The 20,678-nt window shown below is 36.8% G+C and carries 26 protein-coding genes and 1 riboswitch; of the genes, 14 read left to right on the top strand and 12 right to left on the bottom strand.

Annotation, left to right across the window (positions count from 1 at the left end; all coding sequences use genetic code 11):
• Positions 1-17: 17 nt before the first annotated feature.
• The gene (locus tag EPL02_RS19095) at positions 18-1,034 is read left to right on the top strand and encodes a ribonucleotide-diphosphate reductase subunit beta (RefSeq protein WP_434223171.1); all 1,017 of its coding nucleotides are present in this window, start codon (positions 18-20) and stop codon (positions 1,032-1,034) included.
• A 33-nt stretch (positions 1,035-1,067) separates the two neighbouring features.
• On the opposite strand, the gene EPL02_RS19090 is transcribed toward EPL02_RS19095, so the two are convergent.
• Entirely contained in the window at positions 1,068-1,271 is a 204-nt protein-coding gene (locus tag EPL02_RS19090) for a hypothetical protein (protein WP_094911972.1), read from the bottom strand.
• 101 nt (positions 1,272-1,372) lie between these two features.
• Complete coding sequence (locus EPL02_RS19085; protein WP_094911971.1) at positions 1,373-1,531, bottom strand: DUF1540 domain-containing protein; 159 nt, start codon at positions 1,529-1,531, stop codon at positions 1,373-1,375.
• 212 nt (positions 1,532-1,743) lie between these two features.
• On the opposite strand from EPL02_RS19085, the gene EPL02_RS19080 reads away from it, so the two are divergent.
• The 3 genes from EPL02_RS19080 to EPL02_RS19070 are packed head-to-tail and all read left to right on the top strand — an operon-like array spanning position 1,744 to position 3,303.
• On the top strand, positions 1,744-2,025 hold the full coding sequence (locus EPL02_RS19080; RefSeq protein WP_094911970.1) for a DUF2325 domain-containing protein: 282 nt from the start codon (positions 1,744-1,746) through the stop codon (positions 2,023-2,025).
• A 40-nt stretch (positions 2,026-2,065) separates the two neighbouring features.
• On the top strand, positions 2,066-2,833 hold the full coding sequence (locus EPL02_RS19075; RefSeq protein WP_131888436.1) for a PD-(D/E)XK nuclease family protein: 768 nt from the start codon (positions 2,066-2,068) through the stop codon (positions 2,831-2,833).
• A gap of 20 nt (positions 2,834-2,853) precedes the next feature.
• A complete protein-coding gene (locus tag EPL02_RS19070) occupies positions 2,854-3,303 on the top strand; it encodes a flavodoxin (protein ID WP_094911968.1) in 450 nt (149 codons plus the stop codon).
• A 31-nt stretch (positions 3,304-3,334) separates the two neighbouring features.
• Here the strand turns inward: EPL02_RS19070 and EPL02_RS19065 are convergent, their stop codons facing one another.
• Together EPL02_RS19065 and EPL02_RS19060 are read right to left on the bottom strand one after the other, a co-directional pair.
• Positions 3,335-4,372 (bottom strand): cytochrome d ubiquinol oxidase subunit II, encoded by a 1,038-nt coding sequence (locus EPL02_RS19065; RefSeq protein ID WP_094911967.1) that lies wholly within the window; start codon positions 4,370-4,372, stop codon positions 3,335-3,337.
• 17 nt (positions 4,373-4,389) lie between these two features.
• Positions 4,390-5,718, bottom strand: a complete 1,329-nt coding sequence (locus tag EPL02_RS19060; protein ID WP_061784914.1) for a cytochrome ubiquinol oxidase subunit I — start codon at positions 5,716-5,718, stop codon at positions 4,390-4,392.
• A 154-nt stretch (positions 5,719-5,872) separates the two neighbouring features.
• Between EPL02_RS19060 and EPL02_RS19055 the strand changes: the two genes are divergently transcribed.
• Complete coding sequence (locus EPL02_RS19055) at positions 5,873-6,124, top strand: type B 50S ribosomal protein L31 (protein ID WP_094911966.1); 252 nt, start codon at positions 5,873-5,875, stop codon at positions 6,122-6,124.
• A 32-nt stretch (positions 6,125-6,156) separates the two neighbouring features.
• On the opposite strand, the gene EPL02_RS19050 is transcribed toward EPL02_RS19055, so the two are convergent.
• Both EPL02_RS19050 and EPL02_RS19045 read right to left on the bottom strand, forming a co-directional pair.
• Positions 6,157-7,203 (bottom strand): metal ABC transporter solute-binding protein, Zn/Mn family, encoded by a 1,047-nt coding sequence (locus EPL02_RS19050; RefSeq protein WP_131888435.1) that lies wholly within the window; start codon positions 7,201-7,203, stop codon positions 6,157-6,159.
• Between the two features lie 49 nt (positions 7,204-7,252).
• The gene (locus tag EPL02_RS19045) at positions 7,253-8,476 is read right to left on the bottom strand and encodes a GTP-binding protein (protein ID WP_131888434.1); all 1,224 of its coding nucleotides are present in this window, start codon (positions 8,474-8,476) and stop codon (positions 7,253-7,255) included.
• A 123-nt stretch (positions 8,477-8,599) separates the two neighbouring features.
• Between EPL02_RS19045 and EPL02_RS19040 the strand changes: the two genes are divergently transcribed.
• Positions 8,600-9,184, top strand: coding sequence for a beta-class carbonic anhydrase (locus EPL02_RS19040; RefSeq protein WP_094911963.1), 585 nt, complete (start codon positions 8,600-8,602; stop codon positions 9,182-9,184).
• On the opposite strand, the gene yidD is transcribed toward EPL02_RS19040, so the two are convergent.
• Positions 9,181-9,402 carry a membrane protein insertion efficiency factor YidD gene (yidD, locus tag EPL02_RS19035; protein WP_179289256.1) on the bottom strand — a complete coding sequence of 74 codons (222 nt, stop codon included), beginning with the start codon at positions 9,400-9,402 and terminating at the stop codon, positions 9,181-9,183. The genes EPL02_RS19040 and yidD overlap by 4 nt on opposite strands.
• A gap of 167 nt (positions 9,403-9,569) precedes the next feature.
• Between yidD and EPL02_RS19030 the strand changes: the two genes are divergently transcribed.
• A complete protein-coding gene (locus tag EPL02_RS19030) occupies positions 9,570-10,043 on the top strand; it encodes an S-ribosylhomocysteine lyase (protein ID WP_131888433.1) in 474 nt (157 codons plus the stop codon).
• A 74-nt stretch (positions 10,044-10,117) separates the two neighbouring features.
• Here EPL02_RS19030 and EPL02_RS19025 read toward each other — a convergent pair whose 3' ends face one another.
• A complete protein-coding gene (locus EPL02_RS19025; protein ID WP_131888432.1) occupies positions 10,118-11,260 on the bottom strand; it encodes an NAD(P)/FAD-dependent oxidoreductase in 1,143 nt (380 codons plus the stop codon).
• 178 nt (positions 11,261-11,438) lie between these two features.
• Here EPL02_RS19025 and EPL02_RS19020 point away from each other — a divergent pair, with 178 nt between their 5' ends.
• The 4 genes from EPL02_RS19020 to ytkD all read left to right on the top strand — a co-directional run bounded on the left by EPL02_RS19020 (position 11,439) and on the right by ytkD (position 13,423).
• Positions 11,439-11,879 (top strand): Dps family protein, encoded by a 441-nt coding sequence (locus EPL02_RS19020; RefSeq protein WP_094911960.1) that lies wholly within the window; start codon positions 11,439-11,441, stop codon positions 11,877-11,879.
• A gap of 137 nt (positions 11,880-12,016) precedes the next feature.
• Positions 12,017-12,409 carry a phage holin family protein gene (locus tag EPL02_RS19015; RefSeq protein WP_131888431.1) on the top strand — a complete coding sequence of 131 codons (393 nt, stop codon included), beginning with the start codon at positions 12,017-12,019 and terminating at the stop codon, positions 12,407-12,409.
• A 69-nt stretch (positions 12,410-12,478) separates the two neighbouring features.
• Entirely contained in the window at positions 12,479-12,787 is a 309-nt protein-coding gene (locus EPL02_RS19010) for a hydrolase (RefSeq protein WP_094911958.1), read from the top strand.
• 162 nt (positions 12,788-12,949) lie between these two features.
• Positions 12,950-13,423 carry an RNA deprotection pyrophosphohydrolase gene (ytkD, locus tag EPL02_RS19005; RefSeq protein ID WP_094911957.1) on the top strand — a complete coding sequence of 158 codons (474 nt, stop codon included), beginning with the start codon at positions 12,950-12,952 and terminating at the stop codon, positions 13,421-13,423.
• 45 nt (positions 13,424-13,468) lie between these two features.
• Here ytkD and EPL02_RS19000 read toward each other — a convergent pair whose 3' ends face one another.
• Genes EPL02_RS19000 through EPL02_RS18990 form a run of 3 tightly spaced genes read right to left on the bottom strand, consistent with a single transcriptional unit; the run spans position 13,469 to position 16,030 of the window.
• The gene (locus EPL02_RS19000) at positions 13,469-14,272 is read right to left on the bottom strand and encodes an ABC transporter permease (RefSeq protein ID WP_094911956.1); all 804 of its coding nucleotides are present in this window, start codon (positions 14,270-14,272) and stop codon (positions 13,469-13,471) included.
• The gene (locus tag EPL02_RS18995) at positions 14,250-15,029 is read right to left on the bottom strand and encodes an ABC transporter ATP-binding protein (RefSeq protein ID WP_131888430.1); all 780 of its coding nucleotides are present in this window, start codon (positions 15,027-15,029) and stop codon (positions 14,250-14,252) included. Before EPL02_RS18995 ends, EPL02_RS19000 begins: the two co-directional genes overlap by 23 nt.
• Before the next feature lie 2 nt (positions 15,030-15,031).
• Positions 15,032-16,030: an ABC transporter substrate-binding protein gene (locus EPL02_RS18990; protein ID WP_131888429.1), complete on the bottom strand. Its 999-nt coding sequence runs from the start codon at positions 16,028-16,030 to the stop codon at positions 15,032-15,034.
• A 174-nt stretch (positions 16,031-16,204) separates the two neighbouring features.
• Here EPL02_RS18990 and EPL02_RS18985 point away from each other — a divergent pair, with 174 nt between their 5' ends.
• Together EPL02_RS18985 and EPL02_RS18980 are read left to right on the top strand one after the other, a co-directional pair.
• Complete coding sequence (locus EPL02_RS18985) at positions 16,205-16,987, top strand: alpha/beta hydrolase family protein (RefSeq protein WP_131888428.1); 783 nt, start codon at positions 16,205-16,207, stop codon at positions 16,985-16,987.
• A 61-nt stretch (positions 16,988-17,048) separates the two neighbouring features.
• Positions 17,049-17,291 carry a DUF2584 domain-containing protein gene (locus EPL02_RS18980; RefSeq protein ID WP_094911953.1) on the top strand — a complete coding sequence of 81 codons (243 nt, stop codon included), beginning with the start codon at positions 17,049-17,051 and terminating at the stop codon, positions 17,289-17,291.
• A 29-nt stretch (positions 17,292-17,320) separates the two neighbouring features.
• Here EPL02_RS18980 and pckA read toward each other — a convergent pair whose 3' ends face one another.
• The gene (gene pckA / locus EPL02_RS18975; RefSeq protein WP_131888427.1) at positions 17,321-18,913 is read right to left on the bottom strand and encodes a phosphoenolpyruvate carboxykinase (ATP); all 1,593 of its coding nucleotides are present in this window, start codon (positions 18,911-18,913) and stop codon (positions 17,321-17,323) included.
• Between the two features lie 274 nt (positions 18,914-19,187).
• Positions 19,188-19,305, top strand: a riboswitch (SAM riboswitch).
• 134 nt (positions 19,306-19,439) lie between these two features.
• On the opposite strand from pckA, the gene metK reads away from it, so the two are divergent.
• Positions 19,440-20,642: a methionine adenosyltransferase gene (gene metK / locus EPL02_RS18970; RefSeq protein WP_094911951.1), complete on the top strand. Its 1,203-nt coding sequence runs from the start codon at positions 19,440-19,442 to the stop codon at positions 20,640-20,642.
• Positions 20,643-20,678: the final 36 nt, after the last annotated feature.

The following is a 20,678-nucleotide window of genomic DNA, read 5'->3' as shown; positions in this document are numbered from 1 at the left end:
TAAAGAAACGTGAGATTATGAATGAAAATGCCCCGAACCGCTCAACGGGAATTATTAATGGTGAAACCTCAAACATTTTAAATTGGGATGATGTCCGATTTTCGTGGGCGTTTCCAAAGTATAAACGCATGTTAGCTAATTTCTGGACGCCGTTTGAAATTAATATGGGACAGGACATCAAGCAGTTTCCACAACTCACAGCGGATGAGCAGGAGAGCTTTTTAAAGATTATTGGTCTGTTGGCTTTATTAGACAGCATTCAGTCAGATTATGCGAGTAAAGTGGCTGATTATGTTACAGATTCTTCAATCAATGCGCTGATGATTATTTTAGCTCAGCAGGAAGTTGTTCATAATCACTCTTATTCATATGTATTATCGAGCTTAGTGCCAAAAGCTAAGCAAGATGAAGTATTTGAATATTGGCGTACGGATGAAAAACTTCGTGCACGCAATGACTTTGTAACAAATGGTTATAAAGCATTTGCCGAAGATGCAACGGTTGAAAACTTTTTAAAGTCCATTGTATATGATGTTATTTTAGAAGGCCTGTTTTTCTATAGTGGCTTTGCATTTTTCTACAACTTGGCACGTAATCAAAAAATGGTTGCCACATCCACAATGATTAATTATATTAACCGTGATGAGCAGCTTCATGTAGGATTATTTGAAAAAATCTTTAAAGAAGTCTTAAGTGAAAATCCTGAACAGCGTACAGCTGAGCTTGAAGAGTTTGTTACTTCAACATTTAGACAAGCTGCTCAGCTTGAAATTGAATGGGCTGAGTCAGTCATCGGTGAGAAGTTTGATGGAATTACAATGAAAGATATTCGTCAATACATCGAGTATATGGCGAATAAACGCTGTAATCAAATGGGCTTTGGGCGCGTAGCGTTTCCTGATGCACCAATTGAGAATCCACTACGTTGGATTGTTGCGTATCAGGAAGTTGACCTTGGTAAGACAGACTTCTTTGAACAAAAATCAAGACAATATACAAAGGCATCAGATGTAAATGGGTTTGATGATTTGTAAAATAAAACAGCTGACTAAAATTCTAAAACAGTTTTAGTCAGCTACCTGTGTCGAAACAAGACCTAGCTCAAGGGCACGAGTGGTAATAAGTAGATCAATTTCAGGTGGAATATTTTCCAGTGTTCCACATTCATGTTGCCATAAATGAGCAAATGATTGAACATAAATAGGGAACGTTTGTTTATTGGCTTTAACAGCTTCCGTTTTAAAAAAATGAACAAGTTGATTTGTATTCATATATTACCTTCACTTTCATTGATATGAAAAAGGACAACCCACGTGGTTGTCCTTTTTTTATTAATTAGTAAGAGAACAAAGTTTGTTTTAGGATAACCAATTTAAATGTCTTCAGGTTTAAATGTTTTACAGTCTGTTTCACGGCTATTAGAAGCCTTTTTACCAGCATGGCTGACTACGTAAATTTCGTCTGCTCCACAGTGGTTGCCTTGTTTCCAATAATGACAGTTATTCACTTCACAAAGAATGTTTTGTGACATGTAATCCCCTCCTTTATACGCGTGATATATGTAGTATGGTCAATTTTCATTATTGTTATAATCGAGAGATTGGAAAATTAATTGAGAATTTTTATCAATTAACAATTGACAAAGAGAATCATTCTCAATTATTCTATGTATATAGCAAACAAGATTAAATCATCGTTAAGATTTTAAATAAACCTAATTTTATCGTACAGGAGGAGAAAGAAATGTCATCAGTTATGGTTGTTGGAGGAGATCGTTTAAAGCATATTACAGATCGGTTAGCAGGCGAAGGATTTAACGAAATTATTCATCTTGATGGAAGAAAGAGTAATATGGTGAAGCGAGAAATCCCAGATCATATTGGTTTTGTACTTGTGATTACAGATTTTATTAACCACAACATGGCGAAGGTGATTAAAGAGAAAGCGAAAAAGCAGCAAAAGCCAATTTATTTTGTTAAGCATTCATGGAGCGCGATTCGCAAAGTGATTGAACAAGTATCATAATAAAAAAACAACATGTGAATTTATAAAGCGTGGTGACAGAATGCAGTTAAAAGTTCAAATTAAAACTTTGGCCGGCCATCATATTGAAGAATTTATTCAATGTCCTTATAAATTTTATCAGAGACAGATAAAAGCTCGTAAACAACGATTGGCTGATTGGCGAGATTTCGTAGGAGTAACCGTTCATAAGGTTGTCAAAGAATATTATCTGAAAGCTCCTTATGAAAGGTCTTCCTATCTAATTTTAAAATTGATTGAAAAGTACTGGTCTGAGCTTTCACCGGACCTTTTTCAATCACAAATTCATTATTATGAAGTATTAGCATCTGTCAGTGATTACTTATTAGCTTTTCTTATGAGTGAGTGGCAAGATGATACGCCATTATTTGTTTATGAGAAATACGGAGTATACGTTCCGGAGTTAGAAACAAATATATCATTGCTAATTGATGCTGCGTATTGGTCAGGCTCCTCTTATGAAGTAACAAAGTTTCTACTTGATGATCAATTAGAAGTAAAAGAAATGATGACAGCTTTTATCGTTGTTTTTACAAAGCATGCATTCAATAGAGTACCAAAAGCTATTCATTTTTACTCGCTGCTAACAGGGCGGAGAGAAACTGTCCATATTGAACCTGAAGATTATTCGCAATCAATTAGAAAGTTAAAAATGATGAAAGATATACTGGAAGAACCAAAGTTCTTTCAAAAAACTGCTTCAATAGAAGAGTGTAGAAACTGTCCACTTCGATTCGAATGCAGCACAGGTTCAGATATTCAAGCTGAGAAATTAACAATGTTGATATAAAAAGGTAGGTTTTTTTAAAAGTGAAAGAAGTATTATTAGCCTATGCAAGTATGTCTGGCAACACAGAAGCAATAGCAGATGTGATTGAAGAAGTATTAATAGAAGAGAAGTTAGCTGTACATCGTCTCGAAGTATTTGACTTAACACCAGAAGATATAAGAAATTTTGATCATATCATTTTAGGATCATATACATGGGGAGATGGTGAGTTACCTGATGAGTTTTTAGATTTCTATGATGAAATGGACGATATTGATTTTTCTCAAAAGAAGGTAGCGGTATTCGGTTCAGGTGATATGTCCTATGATATCTTTTGCGGAGCCGTAGATTTATTGGAAGAGAAAGTGCAGAGTCAAGGTGGCTCATTAATGACGGCGGGGTTAAAAGTAGAACTTGCTCCATATGGAGAAGATGTAGAAAAGTGTAAAGCTTATGCGTGCAGTATTGTTAAAGAGATAAAAAAGAAGTAAAGAACAGGTGAATCGTTCTTTACTTCTTTTTTTAATATGGCTTCTTTCCAACATACTTTCGATTGTCTTTCATAAACAAGCGCCAGAAATAATAGAATCCGGGGAATAAAATAGCAAACCCTACGATATACGTTATAAATAACGAGCGAAAAGCATCAGGATGAGTAAATCCAGTTTCAATTGTTACATTTGGATAAATAACATATGGTAAATGACCTCTTCCATATACATAGCTTGCTAAAAAATATTGAAGAACGATTGCAACAACCGCTAATCTTGGCATTCCTTTTCCCTTTGAGGATGGAAGTAAAAGCGCGCCTCCAGCGACTAAAAATAAAAACAATGAAACAAATAAAATAGGCCTGTATTCCATCATATTATTATAAAGCCAGGTAGCTTCCATACGCAGTGTCACCATAATGAGAATAGCCATAACAAGTGAAATGGGACCTGTGATAAGTGCATCTCTTCTATATACTTCATATGCTTCCATTTCATCTGACGACTTGGAGTAATCAGCTAAAAGTAAAGATGATAGAAATAACGAAGAGCTGACAGCAAATCCTATAAAAGCATATACGTTTGGACTAGTAAATACTTTGATTAAGTTTAGTTTTTCAACTCCATCAATGGTATCGATGTAACCGCCTTGGCTAATTGGTAAAACAGCAATTAAAAATGCTGGAATCAATACGCCTGATATACCAGAAATATAAACAAGAGCCTTTTGATGACGAGCGCCCTTGGTATAATGTGAAAATACAAGGAAACCACTTCTAAGTGCCAAAAGCAATAGAATAATACTTCCTGGAATTAATAGAACCGTTCCAAGCGTAAACGTAGCGCCAGGAAAGAAGCTAAATAAACCAACTACAATTGCAACGATGAATACATTAGTTACTTCCCAAGTTGGAGATAGGTAGCGGTTAGCGATATTTGTAGCATTTGTTTTTTCACGGTTAATATAAATCATTGACCAGAATCCCGCTCCAAAGTCCATTGTTCCCATAACAGCATAAATAAAAATAAATCCCCAAATGACCGTGATGGCAAGTAGTGAATCACCCATATCAATTCCACATCCTTTTAGTTCATATCTGCAAGCTCTTTTTCCAAGGGATTACGCTTGAAGTAATAAATAAGAACAAGTGAAACAGCAACAACGAGTATAGCGTATACAATTAAAAATAGGGCAAATAAAAATTCTAAATTAGCAGAGGTAGTAACGGATTCAGAAGTCTTCATAATTCGATAAATCACCCAAGGCTGTCGACCTGTACATGCAAAAATCCACCCGAATTCTACTGATAGAATAGCCAAAGGACCAGAAATAACGAATGCCCACATTAACCACTTTGGAAAACCACGTTTTTTCATAAACTTATACCAAGCAATTCCTAGAATAGATAGTAAAATAAGCAGCGAGCCGATTCCTACCATACCGTTAAAAAGAGTATGGATGAAAAGAGGAGGCCAATATTCTTCTGGAAAATCATTGAGGCCTGCAACAACCGTATCAAAGCGATCATCTGCTAAAAAGCTTAGTGCCCATGGAATCTCAATGCCCCATTTGACCGTTTGAGTTTCGCGATCTGTAAATCCACCGATAGTAAGCGGTGCGTAGTCAGTTGTTTCAAATAAACCTTCTGCTCCTGCGAGCTTTTCTGGCTGATATTCATAAAGAAGCTGCGCAGATTCATGCCCGTTTAGCGCTGTTAAAAATGAAAATATACCTCCAACAATTAGTCCCATCATTAAAGCTTTTTGGTGGAAGCGATAAAGCCGAGGCTCTTTTCGAGAGCGAAGCATTTTAAATGCAGCGATGGATGCAATGACAAATGCCCCAGTTGCATAAGCAGAAACAGCAACATGTCCAGCTGTTGTAATAAAGCTTGGATTAAAGAAAGCTCCCCATGGGTCAACATCTGTAATTTCACCATTTACAATACGAAAGCCAGCCGGAGTTCCTTCAAAAGCGTGGACGTTTGTAATTAACACAGCTGACGCCACAGCTCCAATGGCTACAAGGATAAGGCTTACAATTCGCATTGTTCGCGAAATTCGATCAGCTGCATACACATAGATAGACAAAAATAGTGCTTCAATAAAAAATGCATAGATTTCAATTTGAAAAGGTAATGACATAACTTTCCCTACAACCTCCATAAAACCAGGCCACAATAAAGCTAACTGTACTCCAGCGATGGTTCCAGTTGGGATAGCAACGCCTAATAAAATCGCGGCACCTTTTGTCCAACGCTTTGCCATTAGCTCATAATCTTTGTCTTTCGTGCGCTGATAGAGAAGTTCTGCTAATAAAATCATTAAGGGAATTCCTACGCCTAGCGTGGCAAAAATAATATGAACTCCCATGGTCATACCAAACATCGAACGAGCAGTTACTAAATGTTCCATTGAAATACAACCTTTCCAATCAAGTATTGATAAGCCTTATTGTCCACTTTTTACCACGATTTATTCATTAATAAATTTTCGAAACAGAACACTTGAAAATAAGAATCATTACGATATAATAGATGTATATCTCATTAAAGGAGAGGATTATAATATGAAACCAAATATTCATCCAGAATACAGAAAAGTAGTGTTTATGGATACCAATAGCGGATTTAAGTTTCTATCAGGTTCTACGATGAATACGTCAGAGACTGTTGAATGGGAAGATGGTCAAACATACCCATTGATTAAAGTAGAGGTAAGTTCTGATACGCACCCTTTTTATACGGGCAGACAGAAATTTGCTGATAAAGGTGGACGTGCAGAGCGCTTCATGCAGAAATATAATATGAAACAAAAATAACTAGCCAGTTGGCTAGTTATTTTTGTTTGTAGTTAGTTTAGAGCTTTTTTTAGCGTTTCAATGTTTTTATCCATAATTGAGAAGTAATCTTCTTTGTTCGCTATATCATCTTTTGTAGCAGACTCCAGGTTGTGAAGGGTAAGAGCTTCTGCACCTACTTCTTTTTGAACAAGCTTAGATACTTTAGGCTCTAAGTTTTGATCGAAAATAAAGTACTTAATGTTATGCTCATTTGCTTCTTTAATAATAGACTGTAGCTGCTTTTGTGATGGCTCATTTGTTGGAGACAAGCCTGCAACGCTAATTTGAGTCAATCCATAACGCTTTTCCCAGTATCCATATGCAGCGTGGGAAACTAAAATTTCTTTATGCTTTCCTTCAGAAATAGTTGTTTCTAGCTTTTGGTCAAGTTCTTCTAGCTGAGCCTTTAAGTCTTCATAATTTTTTTCAAACTCTTCTTTTGAGTCTGGTTTTAGTTCTACTAATTCATTCTTAATGTTTTCAGCTAATTGAATTGATAGTACTGGGTCCAACCAGATATGTGGATCCGTATCTCCATGATCATGGGCGTGCTCATCTTCATGGGCATGCTCGTCTTCATGGGCGTGCTCGTCTTCATGGGCGTGCTCGTCTTCATGGGCATGCTCGTCTTCATGGGCGTGCTCGTCTTCATGAGCATGTTCGTCTTCATGAGCATGCGTGCTTTCAGATAGTTCAATACCTTTAGCTGCTTCCACCATAGTAACATCTTCATTTTTTAATGTATCCTGTGCTTTATCAGCAAAGCCTTCTAATCCAATGCCGGAGTAAATGAAAGCATCACCTTTCGCAATTTCCACCATATCTTTTGTTGTTGGTTCGTAAGAGTGAGCATCTACTCCAGGAGGGAGCACACTTTCAACATTCACTTCCTCTCCACCAATTTTCTTAGTGAAATCTTGCAGTGGAAAAATAGTAGTATAAACCGTTAATTTATCGTCTTTACCGCTTGTTTGTTCATTTGAATTATCAGCACCGCATCCAGCTAAAAATGTTGCTGTCCCTAACGCTAATGCCATAAATGTAGCTTTAACTTTCATATATATAATTCTCCTTTCGATTACTAGTTACGAACAATGACCTATGTCATTATATCGTAATAGTTACGATTTGAAAACTATAAATTTCTGACTGAACTGTGAACTTAGGTAGAGGGTCGCGGAAAGTCGACCAATCTTGCTGCATTTCTAAATCAGTAAGTAAGCAGTGGTCAAGCGTTGAGATGATTTCTTCTTCATTCATTTCTAATCCAATAAAGACTAACTCATTTGTGCGGTCACCAAATGTATCATCCCACTTTTCGAGAAGTTCGGGCTCTTCCTTTAATGTCTGTTGTTTTTCAGCTTCTGAATATGCTGCTACCCATTCGCCTGCACCTTGAATCATAATCGATGTTCCTGCTTGCGAGAGCAGTCCTGCCATATCATTTCGTGAAGCTAACCAGAAAAAGCCTTTTGCTCGGACAATATCAACTGGCCAATTCTCAAGCCATGTCATTAACCGTTCTGGATGAAACGGACGGTTTCGTCTGTAAACAAAAGAAGAAATACCAAACTCTTCTGTTTCTGGAGTGTGGTGATCTGTATTTAACTCCTTAATCCAACCAGCCGCTTGGCTTGCTTTTTCAAAGTCAAATAGGCCAGTATTTAGAATTTCTTTCAGGTCGATCACACTTTTAATTGTTTGAATAATTTTAGCTTCAGGGTTCAGCTTTTTTAATACTAACTCCAGCTCTTTTGCATCTTCTTCAGTCAGTAAGTCGACTTTGTTCAGAAGAATGACATTTGCAAACTCAATTTGGTCAATGAGTAAGTCAACAACTTCACGCGTATCATGTTCATCATTGCCTTCTTTGCGATCCAATAAGCTTTCACCTGATGAAAAATCTTCCCAAAATCGATTGCCATCTACGACTGTAACCATTGTATCCAAAGAACATTTTTTTGTTAAATCAATCCCAAGCTCTTCATCGATATAAGTAAACGTTTGGGCCACGGGGATTGGCTCACTAATTCCAGAAGATTCAATCACGATATAATCAATATTCCCTTTATCAACAAGACGTTCAACTTCTTTCATTAAATCGTCTCGTAGCGTACAGCAAATGCATCCATTTTGCATTTCAACTAATGTTTCTTCAGTACGAGAAAAGCCACCTTGCTTTACTAAGTCGGCATCAATATTTACCTCGCTCATATCATTAACGATGACTGCTACTTTAAGTCCGTCTCTATTTTTTAAAATATAATTCAATAAAGTTGTTTTACCTGAACCTAGGTAACCACTTAATACTGTAACAGGTACTTGTTTCATATTGTTCTTCCTTCCTTTAAATAAGAATAATTACGATTTATGCTGTTACATCATATAAAAATTTTTAGTATAATACAAGAGAAACGATTAAAAAATTTTTAAATAGGAAAGGAAGTAGAAAACATGAATCTATTAAACGAGATCCTAGATTACAATGAGAAGTTTGTGGCAAATAACGAATATCGCAAATATGAGACAAGCAAGTTACCGGATAAAAAGATGGTTATTTTGTCTTGTATGGACACAAGATTAGTGGAATTACTTCCTCAATCAATGAACTTACGTAACGGCGATGTGAAGATTGTAAAAAATGCAGGAGCACTTGTATCTCATCCTTTTGGAAGCGTAATGAGAAGTATTTTAGTAGCTGTATATGCACTTCAAGCAGATGAAGTATATGTAATTGGCCACCATGATTGTGGGGCAGGGAAATTAGAGCCGATTTCATTTTTAGAAGCTGTAAAAGAGCAAGGGATTTCAGAAGAAGTAATTGATACAATTGAAAAGTCAGGAATTGATTTAAAAAGCTGGTTAAAAGGGTTCGATTCGGTTGAAGAAACAGTCCAACATACGACGTCTACAATTCGTAATCATCCTTTATTTGCAAAGCATATTCCTGTACATGGTCTTGTTATTGATCCAGGCACAGGAAAGCTAGACGTTATCGTAGATGGATACGAGTATGTGAAAGAAAAGCAAAATAGCTAATTTTTGTTGACAGGTTCTTTTTCAGGAACAGGATCCATACCTCCTGGATGAAAAGGATGACACTTGGAAATTCGCTTTATCGTTAGCCATCCGCCTTTAAAGGCCCCAAATCGCTTAATCGCTTCAACTCCATAATGAGAGCATGTTGGATAGAAGCGACATGTGGGAGGGGTGAGTGGCGAAATCACTTTTTGGTATACCTTTATAATACTCAGCATGATTTTAGCGAGCACTGATATCACACCTTTCTAAACAGATTCTTTTTTATAAATATATCGAAAGAAAAGCACAGGATGCAAATACCAGGTATATAGTATATTAAATTGATGAAAAAAATCGGAATTAAGTGTATGATAGGTAGTAAGAATAAAAAAGGAGTGATAGCATGCCATCAGTAGAAAGTTTTGAATTAGATCATAACGCTGTAAAAGCCCCTTATGTAAGACATTGTGGTGTACACAAGGTAGGTAGTGACGGCGTTGTTAATAAATTTGATATTCGTTTCTGCCAGCCGAATAAACAAGCAATGAAGCCTGATGTTATTCATACATTAGAGCATTTATTGGCTTTCAACATTCGCACTCACGTAGAGAAATATGACCATTTTGATATTATTGATATTTCTCCGATGGGTTGTCAGACAGGATATTATCTTGTTGTAAGCGGAGAACCGAAAGTAGAAGAAATTATTGATCTTTTAGAAGATACATTAAAAGATGCAATTACAATCACAGAAATTCCAGCTGCCAACGAAAAGCAGTGCGGCCAAGCAAAGCTCCATGATTTAGAAGGAGCAAAACGCTTAATGCAATTCTGGTTAAGTCAAGATAAAGAAGAGTTAGCCAAGGTATTCGGTTAACAAAAAAACTCTAGCTACTTGAGCTAGAGTTTTTTTGTTTAACCATAATGTCAATCCTTAGTGTTAGACCATTTTTATAAACTATTCACAATAAGCTGCGCAGCTTGTCTAGCACCAGAAATATTCCTAGCAATCGGCCCCACTTCTAGCTCAGCTAATGCTCCTGTTACATATAAATTAGGTCCCCATTGCAGGGAGTGAGAAACAATAGGGTAGCCACATTCACTGCAATTTAATTTATGCTCATCAATTAACGGTGTAAGCCACTGCTTTTCAGGTAATGTTTGAACAAAGCCAGTTGCTAAGATGACACGTTTCACTTCGATCGTTAGACCATCTTTAAGGTGAAGCGTATTTTTATCGTAATAATCCACTTCTCCATCTACTATTGATAGATGGCCTTTTTCCGTTAAACGTTTAACTTTTAAAAATAATTCTTGTGGAATCGAGCCTTTGTGACGAGCTTCTTTTATCAATTCACGCCTCTTTCGGTAGCTAGATAAACGTCGAAATGGATGCTGCTTTTTTGGACCTAGCCATGCAGGATCACTATCAAAATCGTGAATGCGAAACGGATGTCTTTTAATAAGGGTAACGTTCCCAGGATAAAGAGAAGATAGCTTAACAGCAGTATGTACGGCCGTTATACCTCCACCAATTACAGCAACGGGACTTTTTACTTCTTCTAAGCTGTGTAAAGCTGGATCGAAAATATGTTGAGCGTTGGGATTTTCTTGTGCCCAATGAGGAATTGCTAGTTGATTTCCAATTCCTACCGATAAAACGAGATTATAACTTGTAAATGCTTGTCCAATTTCGGTTTGGATGGTCCAGAGGTTTCCTGTACGCTCAGCGTGAATAACCTTTCCTTGGTGCCAACACTTATTTAACCTTGTATCTTCTATAACGTGGCGGCAGTGCTCGTTAAACAAATCTAAGGAAGGACGTTTATACCGCCCGTAAAAATTCTTAGTCTCACCTTTGATTTTGTTGAATTCTTGTAGACTAAAAGGCAAGCTATCAATATGATGTACAGAAGGAGAACGTAAATAAGGCATATCAATTAAACCGGTGCAGTGTTTCCAATTTGCTAAGGGCTCCTCATGTGGATCTATAATAGCTAAACGTTCAACTGTGGTCTTTTTTTCTTTTAAAAGAAAGTTGGCAAGGGTAGACCCTTGAATGCCCCCTCCAATAATTATCCAATCGTAAATCAAATATATCCACCTCTTTAAATCGTAATCATTTCGTTTTGTGAAAATGATAATAAAAAAATGGTTCATCGTCAATAGCGGAAGAGTACGAAAAACTTCTAAAAAAATGTTTTAATCAAGGAAAAAGGGGTACTACTATACTAGAGATAATTGAAGTAGAAATCATTAAGGAGTGGGTCTTATGTCTAAAGAATTAACAACAATCGTAAATAAGCAAGTAGCAAACTTTAGCGTGATGTATATCAAGTTACATAATTATCATTGGTATGTAAAAGGCGAACAGTTCTTTACATTGCACGAAAAGTTTGAAGAACTTTATACAGAGACAGCAACAGTAATTGATGACTTAGCAGAGCGTTTATTAGCTTTAGGTGGTAGCCCGGTTGCTACAATGAAAGAAATTTTAGAAATGAGCGCAATTGAAGAAGCTCACGGAAACGAAACAGCAAAAGATATGGTATCAGAATTAGTAAAAGACTTCACTACGCTCACAACAGAGTTAAAGCAAGGTATGGACGTAGCCGGCGAAGTCGATGATGAGACAACAGGAGATATGCTTCTTGCTATTCATCAAAGTCTAGAAAAGCATATGTGGATGCTAAACTCTTTCTTAGGAAAGTAAAAACTTGCGAGCTTCTCGCAAGTTTTTTTATTTCGTAAAAGTGTACAAACGATAGCATGTATGAAGAACACTTCTCACTATTTTTCATATGATAGTATGTACTACTATGTAAATAGTTGAGAGGATGAAAAGTGAATATGTACAAACTATCCTTGTTATCTGTGTCTAGTTTAGGTTCATTTATCTTTTTCTTAGTCGGAGAATGGAATTATTTATTGATGGCTCTTGTAGCATTGGTAGCCGTTGATTATGTGACTGGAACAGTTGCAGCATTTATTGATAAAAGTTTATCTAGTAAGGTAGGCTTTCGTGGCATTGCCAAAAAGGTCTTTATTTTTGCTCTTGTGATGATGGCAAACTTTATGGACCAAGTATTTTGGCCGGACAATCATTTTATCAGAGATGTAACGATATTATTCTATATTTTAAATGAAATGATTTCTATTACAGAGAATGCTGGCCGAGTAGGTCTTCCTGTGCCTACCGTTATTAAGGAGGCGATTGAAAAATTAAAAAATCAAATTAAATGATTAGTATAAAAGGAAACCATTATACAAATAAGAAAGGTAAGTCAGTATAAAGGAGCTGAATATCTTTCAATGAAAAAAACGTATTATGTATCCCTCGGTTCAGGTGAGATTTCTCAAGTAAGTACAGCATCGGAATGGAACTTTAAAATAAGTGCGACAGATTTGGAAGTAGAACAACTGCGAGAGCGTTTAGATCAACGTTATTCAGATGATTGGCAAGGTTTTTTTCGAGCACATATTCCTTATCTAGAGTATCATCATGATCGTCAAAATGATGCTTATGATGATATGAATACTCAGTTATATCAAATGTTGTATGAACTCGGAGATGAAGAGGCAAAGGCTCATATTCGTACGATGGGAATTCTACCTTCCTGAAAATAATAAAATTGTAAAACTAGTGCTTCAATTTGTGATTATTAAGGGCTTTTACTGAGAATATTGATAGAAAATCGGTTACTTCTATTCGAAAAGCTAAGAGATAGTACTTAAATGTGTGATAAAATAAGGGAAAAAAATCAAATGGAGTTTGAGTAGACGATGTACACATTTAAGGACGCATACCATAATCAAGTTTTTTTATCATTTGAACGCAGTCCGTTTTCCAAAACTCCTCGTCACGTTTGGGTTGTTTGTCGATACAAAGGGCAATGGTTGCTTACTAATCATTCTAAGCGGGGATTGGAGTTTCCGGGCGGTAAGTTGGAGTTGGAGGAAACTCCAGAGGAAGCGGCAGTTCGAGAAGTATTTGAAGAAACAGGTGGAGAGGTAGAGAACCTCTCGTATATTGGTCAGTATAAAGTAGTTAGTAAAGGAAAAACAATTATAAAAAATATTTATTTTGCAAATGTCTCAAATCTAGTTCCAAAAGATGATTATATGGAAACAAAAGGCCCAGTCATTATTCAAGAAATTCCAGAACAAGGAATTCAAAAAAATACGAAATACAGTTTTATTATGAAAGATAATGTTTTACAGTACGTGATGAAGCATGTAAAGCGTACATTTTTATAAGAAACAAAGAGCCCTGTTATGCATGACAACAGGGCTTTATTAGTATCAATGGCGTGTTAGTCGTTTCTCTAAATAGGAAATCCCTTGGTACATTCCAGTTGCAAATACAGCAATAAGCAACAAGCTTAAAATAACGAGAGTAAAATTGAACACTTGGAAACCATAAATGATCATATATCCAAGCCCTTTAGATGACACAAGAAACTCTCCAACAATTACACCTACCCATGATAAACCAACATTCACTTTAAAAGTTGAAATAATTGCTGGCATTGTAGAAGGTAATATCGCTTGTTTAAAACAATCATGCTTAGTAGCACCAAAGCTTTGTAGTAATTTCACATAGTTTGGGTCCACTTCCTTAAAAGCTGTGTAGACAACAATAGCAGTGATGATAACGGAAATGATTGCGCCCATTGTTAAAATGGAAAAGAAACCAGGTCCAATGGCTACAATCAAAATCGGTCCTAGAGCTACCTTTGGCATAGCATTTAAGATAACTAAATAGGGATCCAAAATCTTTGCTAAACGATTGGAGTACCATAGCAAAGTTGCTAAAATGATACCACACAGCGTTCCGATAATAAATCCAAGCACAGTTTCAAACAAGGTAAAACCAATGTGTTCTAATAATGAACCGTCTCCTATTTTCTCAATAAATAAATTCCATACTCGGAGTGGAGAACTGAAAATAAGAGGATCAATCCATTTGAATGAAGAAGCTAGTTGCCATATTCCGAAAAAAGATAAGAAAATAAATAATTGAACTAAACGAATGATTCGCTTTTCGCTATTTACTGCGGCTTTGTATTGTTGGTGTAAAACATCAGGATTGTGAGGCTGATTCAAGTTGATCTAACTCCTTCCAAATCTCCATGAACAAGTCGTTATACACAGAGTGTTGTCTAGCTTCAAAAGGAGACAGTGTCTGAAGAATTGGTGGTACAGTAAAAATTCGAGCAATTCTTCCTGGGTTGGCTGAAAATAAAACGATTCGATTACTCATCGCAATGGCTTCTCCAATATCATGCGTAACAAGTACCGCCGTTTTTTCATAGGTCATGAGCGTTTTTGATACAAGCTCTTCTAACTTTAACTTTGTTTGAAAATCAAGAGCTGAAAATGGTTCATCTAAAAGTAGAATGCTCGGATTCGTAGCGAGTGTTCTCACAAGTGCTACACGTTGACGCATTCCTCCAGATAATTGATGTGGAAAAAAATCAGAAACGCCTTTTAATCCCATTTCTTCTAGAAGCATTAATGCTCGCTGCTCATGCTCTTTTGTGAGATTACGCTGAATTGTTAGTCCAAGAAGTATATTGTCTTTTATCGTCTTCCAAGGAAACAGGTAATCTTGTTGAAGCATATAACCAACTTCTGCAGTAGGCTCTTGAACAAGTTTGTTTTTAATGTTCACTTCACCTGAAGTTGGTTTAATTAACCCAGCCAAGATAGAAAGAAGTGTCGTTTTTCCACATCCGCTAGGCCCTAGAAAAGAAACAAATTCTCCTTCTTTAATTGACAGGTTGATGTTTTCTAAAGCTGTGGTGGCTGATTTGATTGTGACATATACGTGGTGGACGTTTGTAATTTGCAGGCCTGACATGGTTACTGCTCCATGACATCAGTTGCAATTTTGGTGTTGACTAATGTTTTATGCTCAATACGTTTAGGGAGTTCACCAGCTTCATCCATAATACGCTGAAGGTTTTCCCATTCTTCTTTATCTAACACTGGATTGGTAGCAAATGAATTTTGGGCTTTATATCTCTCAACAACGATTTCAATTGTATCGGTTGATGTGTCTTCAAAATAAGGAGCAATTGCTTCAGCAACTTCTTTTGCACTATGCGTATTAACCCACTGCTGTGCATTATAGATGGCTCTTGTGAATTTTTCAGCTGTTTCTGGATTGTCTTGCAAAAAGCTGTTTTTTGACATGAACGTGGTATAAGGAACTTTTCCTGATTCTTCACCAAAAGAAGCTACGATGTAGCCTTTTCCTTCTTTTTCGAAAATGCTAGCCGTTGGCTCAAATAACTGGACATAGTCGCCAGTTCCGGATGCAAAGGCACTTGAAACGTTAGCGAAATCAATGTTTTGAATAAGTGTTAAATCGTTTTTAGGATCAATATTATGTTCCTTTAAGACGTACTCTCCAACCATTTGTGGCATGCCGCCCTTACGCTGTCCTAGGAATGTTTTTCCTTTTAACTGGTCCCATGAAAAGTTATCAACTTTTTCACGTGCTACTAGAAACGTCCCATCCGTTTGCGTGAGTTGCGCAAAGTTAATAATGGGATCATCAGAACCTTGTGCAGCTACATAGATTGAGGTTTCTGAGCCAACTAATGCAACATCTATGCCATCTGATAAAAGAGAAGTCATTGTTTTGTCTCCGCCCCACGTAGTTTTTAATTCTACATTTAATCCTTCTTTTTCAAAAAAACCTTTTGATATAGCTACATATTGGGGAGCATAAAAGATGGATCTTGTTACCTCTCCTACGCGTACAGTTTCAATTGAACCTTGTTTACCACAGCCAATTAAAGTGAAAGTTAAAATAAAAACAGTAATGATGGACAGCAGCCATTTTAGTTTTCGCATGGTATTTCCTCCTAACGTTAAAATAAGGTTGTAAATCAATTATGATGAAACATATTTATAGGCCAATACATGGAATAGGACTGATAGCGTGACTTTTTCTACAATAATGTATGATAATGGATAAAATAGTGTGAATGCCTGGTTAAAAACGATTGAATGATAAGGAGGATTTTTATGAAGGACGGAACTATTATTAGTCAATATCCTTTCCCATCTCCCAATCCACGCATTTCTTTGTCAATCGTGACGTATATGTGTCAAGGTTTAAAGATTAAGGGGATGTTAGCGGAGCCAAAAGAAGAAGGTACCTATGATGGTTTTTTATATTTAAGAGGAGGTATAAAGAATATAGGCACTGTGAGGCCAGGGAGGCTAATCCAATTCGCATCTCAAGGGTTCATTGTTATGGCTCCATTTTATCGAGGGAATCAGGGAGGAGAAGGTAACGAAGATTTTGGTGGAGATGATCGGTATGATGCTTTTGCTGCCTATGACTTGCTTGTCAGTCACCCTCGAGTTCATCAAAATCGAATTCATGTATTTGGTTTTTCACGAGGAGGCGTAATGGCTTTATTTACTGCCATTGAAAAAAGTGCAGCATGTTCACTTGTTTTATGGGGAGGCGTAACGGATATGGTTCTTACCTATGAAGAGCGAACAGATTTAAGACGTATGATGAAAAGGGTTATTGGTGGAACACCTTCAAAATATCCAGACAGGTATGAATGGCGTTCACCGCTAGCTCACGCACATAATCTGAATGTACCGGTATTGTTAATACATGGAAAAGAAGATGCAAACGTTTCAATTGAGCATGCATATCAATTAGAGAAAATGTTGAAGGAACATAGAAAGCCTGTAGAAAGCTGGTACTTTGATGAATTTCCTCATGCATTTCCTCCTAAGCAAAATCGAGAGACAGTCAAGAATTTAACTGAATGGATGAAAACAAAATAAAAGATATGCCAGCATAGAAAAACCATTGTACAATAGAGGAAAAGAAAGGGAGGTAAGAAGAATGGGAATGCCACTAGAATTAAATACGATGATTGTTACAAAAGGAAATGAGAAGCGAGTAGTAGATAATGTATTTCAAATTGAAAAGAAAGGCTACCGCTTATATCCTCTTGAGGTTCCGCTTAGTATTCATAAAACAAAGAATGGTGAACGCGTCGGTACGGGCGTTATTAAAAAGCTTGAGTTAGAGCAAAATAAAACCGTTGTTACATATGAGCTAATAAAGTTACACTCTACAAATTAAAAAAAGCCGGAATTAATTCCGGCTTTTCGTTATTTTGAAATGATAGGACCACCCATTTGTGAAATTTCTGGAGCTACGTTTGCAAAGCGCTCAAAGTTTTTTGTAAACTTTTGTGCTAGCTGGCGAGCTTTTTCCTCATATAAGTTTGCATTCTTCCATGCCTTTACTGGTTGAAGTACTTCATCAGGAACACCAGGAACATGTGCAGGAATTTCAAGTCCGAAGATTGGGTCTTGAACCGTATCTACGCTAATAAGTTCGCCTTCTAGCGCTGCTTGAACCATCGCACGTGTATAAACAAGCTTCATTCGCTCTCCAACTCCGTATTCTCCGCCGGTCCATCCCGTATTCACCAAATAAACATTTACATTATGCTCATCAATTTTCTTACCTAACATTTCAGCATAAGCTGTAGGTGGAAGAGGCAAGAATGGCTCACCAAAACAAGTAGAGAACGTCGCTTGTGGCGCAGTAATTCCACGTTCTGTTCCGGCAAGTTTACTTGTATAGCCACTTAAGAAATGATACATTGCTTGTTCTTTTGTTAGTTTACTAATTGGAGGTAAAACCCCAAATGCATCTGCCGTTAAGAAAACAATTGCCGTAGGGTGTCCTGCAACACTTGGTAAGATTGTGTTATCAATTGCTTGAATTGGGTAAGCAGCACGAGTGTTTTCTGTTAAACTATTATCATTGTAATCTGCAACTCTAGTATTTGAGTTAATCACTACATTTTCTAAAACTGTCCCAAATCGAATGGCATTAAAAATCTGAGGCTCTTTTTCTTTTGATAGCTGTATACATTTAGCATAGCAACCACCTTCAATGTTAAATACGCCTGTACTAGACCAACCATGCTCATCGTCACCAATTAGCCTTCTTGTAGCATCAGCTGATAGCGTTGTTTTGCCGGTGCCAGATAGTCCGAAGAATAGCGCAACATCGCCTTCCTTACCAACGTTAGCCGAGCAGTGCATAGGAAGTATATCTTTTTGAGGAAGTAAAAAATTCATCACAGAGAAAATAGATTTTTTCATTTCACCTGCATATTCTGTTCCACCAATTAAAACAACTCTTCGCTCAAATGAAATAATAATAAATGTTTCAGAATTTGTCCCATCAATGTCTGGAACAGCTTTAAAAGTAGGAGCAGATACAATTGAGAATGATTCAGCATCATTTTTTAGCTTTGTGTCTTCTGGACGAATAAATAATTGATGAGCAAATAAATTATGCCATGCGTATTCATTTACCACTTGGATTGGAAGCTGATATTTATCATCGGCGCCGGCATATCCATTAAATACAAATAGTTCATTTTGTTCCTTTAAATGTTCTAATACTTTTTTATAAAGTGCGTCAAATCGTTCAGATGAAAAAGGTTGATTAACATCTCCCCATTCAACAGTATGAGAGGTTAAGGAATCGCTTACAATGAATTTATCGTGTGGGGAACGCCCCGTATATTTTCCTGTTTCAACTTGAATAGCACCCGTAGAAGTCAATACGCCTTCTTGTCGCTCTAAAATCTTTTCGACTAATTGAGAAACAGATAGTTGGTGATTCACTTTTTCAGATTCCAGGAGATTGGCTAATTCAATAGACATATTAACAGTACTCATGTGCACTACCTTCCTTTTTTTAAAATGATGTTTAAATGTACAATTAGTATAACACATTACTTTAAATAGTCTATACTATTCGGGTAAAAATGTTCAAATGTTGCGAAAAGTTTTTTGTTTTAGAGAACACAAATCGTTTTTATGAAATGGTCTTATTAATTGAAGATTTATGTAAATAATAGGAAAGGTAAATGCAACCTTTGCATGATTTTCACAGGAATGTTATTGACATAATAGAGCATTTTCCTGTATGATATGTCCTTGAACGGATACTCTCTTATCCCGAGCTGGTGGAGGGACAGGCCCTATGAAACCCAGCAACCATCACCCATTTCAATAGAGGTGATAAGGTGCTAACCTGATGCAAGGGAATAAACCTTGATCGATAAGAGTGAAAGGCTTATGCAGAACTTGATACCTTTCCTCGATACAAGGAAAGGTTTTTTATATTGAAAAAATGTAAATGGAACACAATAAGGGAATGAGTACCGTATCACAATGTATCGTATTTAAAGGAGGAAAACTGATGTCAACACAACGTCGTCTGTTTACGTCAGAATCTGTTACAGAGGGACATCCAGATAAAATTTGTGACCAAATTTCTGACTCAATTCTTGATGCTATTTTAGCTGAGGATCCAAATGCTCGTGTTGCTTGTGAAACAAGCGTAACAACTGGTTTAGTATTAGTAAGTGGTGAAATCACAACATCTACTTATGTAGATATTCAAAAAACAGTACGCGACACAATTAAAGAAATTGGTTATACGCGTGCAAAATATGGTTTTGATGCGGATACTTGTGGAGTAATCACAGCAATCGGTGAGCAATCTCCAGATATCGCTGCTGGTGTAGACCAAGCGTTAGAAGCTCGTGAAGGTTCAATGTCTGATGAAGAAATTGAAGCAATTGGAGCTGGTGACCAAGGTTTAATGTTTGGTTACGCTTGTAATGAAACAAAAGAATTAATGCCGTTACCAATTTCTTTAGCTCATAAGTTAGCACGTCGCTTAACAGAAGTGCGTAAAGAAGAAATCTTACCTTACCTTCGTCCGGATGGTAAAACGCAAGTAACGGTTGAATATGATGAGAATAATCAACCAGTTCGTGTTGATACAATTGTTATCTCTACTCAACATCATCCAGAAGTAACGTTAGAGCAAATTCAACGTAACTTAAAAGAATATGTAATTAATCCGGTTGTTCCACAAGAATTAATCGATGAGAACACGAAGTACTTCATTAACCCAACAGGACGTTTTGTAATTGGTGGTCCTCAAGGTGATGCAGGCTTAACGGGTCGTAAAATTATCGTTGATACTTACGGTGGATACGCTCGTCACGGCGGTGGCGCATTCTCTGGTAAAGATGCAACAAAAGTTGACCGCTCAGCAGCATATGCAGCACGCTACGTTGCGAAAAACATTGTAGCTGCAGGATTAGCTGATCGTTGTGAGGTTCAACTTGCATATGCAATTGGTGTAGCACAACCAGTTTCAATCTCTATTGATACATTTGGAACAGGTAAAGTAACGGAAGAAGTACTAGTTGAAGTAGTACGAAACAACTTTGATCTTCGTCCAGCTGGTATCATTAAAATGCTTGATTTAAGACGCCCAATTTATAAGCAAACAGCAGCATATGGTCACTTTGGCCGTACTGATGTTGAGCTTCCTTGGGAGTTCACTGATAAAGCAGAAACTTTAAAAGCAGAAGCTTTAGCAAAATAATGAAAAGTCGCTGCCTCAAAAGAGGCAGCGACTTTT

The sequence above is a fragment of the Bacillus sp. CBEL-1 genome (assembly GCF_004348885.1).
Classification (GTDB): domain Bacteria; phylum Bacillota; class Bacilli; order Bacillales; family Bacillaceae_H; genus Priestia; species Priestia aryabhattai_A.
This window is presented reverse-complemented; position numbering and strand designations above follow the sequence as displayed.